The sequence below is a fragment of the Mesorhizobium sp. M4A.F.Ca.ET.050.02.1.1 genome, assembly GCF_003997725.1.
In the GTDB taxonomy this organism is placed as follows: Bacteria; Pseudomonadota; Alphaproteobacteria; order Rhizobiales; family Rhizobiaceae; genus Mesorhizobium.
This window is the reverse complement of sequence record NZ_RZSG01001291.1, coordinates 1-900: the sequence shown is the minus strand read 5'-3', so window position 1 is coordinate 900 and position 900 is coordinate 1. Positions and strand designations below refer to the sequence as shown.

The window sequence follows — 900 nt, the reverse complement described above, 5'->3', positions numbered from 1 at the left end:
GGCGTATGTACAGCTTTATCGGTTGGCGATCGGTTCATAGCGAGCACTGCGAGCCCGTCAAGGGCGGCATCCGCTATGTGCCGAATGCCGATGCCGACGAGGTTGAAGCACTCGCAGCTCTGATGACCCTAAAATGCTCGCTAGTCGACGTGCCGTTCGGAGGCTCGAAAGGTGCTCTCAAGATCGACCCGCGTGAGTGGACCGCCCAGGAGCTCGAGCGTATTACTCGTCGGTTCACGCAGGAACTCAACAAACGGGGGTTGATCGGTCCAGGTCTCAATGTCCCTGCCCCCGATGTCGGTACGGGCGAACGTGAAATGGCCTGGATGGTGGACGAGTTCCGCCGTGCCAATCCTACCGATGTCGTCAATGCACGAGCTTGCGTGACAGGGAAGCCGCTCTCGAAGGGCGGGATCGCAGGCCGCACTGAGGCGACAGGCAGAGGCGTGCAGTTCGCCATCCAAAGCTATCTGCGTGATACTCGCACAGCGGGCCTAAAAGGCATGCGCGATCTCACCGATGCGTCTGTGATCGTGCAAGGCTTCGGCAACGTTGGCTATCACGCCGCCAAATTCCTTTCCGAAGACGACGGTGCTCGCGTTACATTCGTCGCCGAACGGGACGGCTACGTCGCGAATCCAGACGGCCTACGCATCGAAGCACTAAAGCAACACCAACTACGCACCGGTAGCATCCTCGGCTTTGAGGGCGGCAAGTCACATCCGGGTGATATGACCGGCATTGAGAAACCGTGCGACGTCCTCATCCCAGCGGCGATGGAAAATGCAATCAATTTAGAGAACGTAGAGTGCATCAATGCGCACCTGGTCGTGGAAGCGGCCAACGGTCCCGTTACGTTCGAAGCAGACAAGATACTGCGCTCCCGAGGAGTAATTATCC

The 900-nt window shown here is 58.4% G+C and carries 1 protein-coding gene; it reads left to right on the top strand.

Translation table 11 applies throughout. The annotated features are described in order from the left end of the window. A partial coding sequence (locus EOA33_RS37000; protein WP_145989564.1) for a Glu/Leu/Phe/Val dehydrogenase occupies positions 1-900 on the top strand: 900 nt, incomplete at both ends.